At 43.4% G+C, this 242-nt stretch carries 1 rRNA gene; it reads right to left on the bottom strand.

The features are described from left to right. Nucleotides 1–242: ribosomal RNA gene (locus ETC07_RS15450) — 23S ribosomal RNA — on the bottom strand; the annotation flags it as partial.

The raw sequence follows: 242 nt of genomic DNA, 5'->3' as shown, positions 1-242 counted from the left end.
ATTATGCAAAAGGCAGTCCGTCACCCTGTTAAAAACATAGGGCTCCGAATGATTGTAAGCTAATGGTTTCAGGTTCTATTTCACTCTCCTCGCTGGAGTACTTTTCACCTTTCCCTCACGGTACTTGTTCACTATCGATCTGTAAGAAGTATTTTGGATTGGAGGGTGGTCCCCCCAGATTCAGACAAAATATCACGTGTTCCGTCCTACTCAGGATACCAATAGAGTCATTGAAGATTTCG

The organism is Halomonas borealis (assembly GCF_004798905.1).
GTDB lineage: Bacteria > Pseudomonadota > Gammaproteobacteria > Pseudomonadales > Halomonadaceae > Halomonas > Halomonas borealis.
This window is presented reverse-complemented; position numbering and strand designations above follow the sequence as displayed.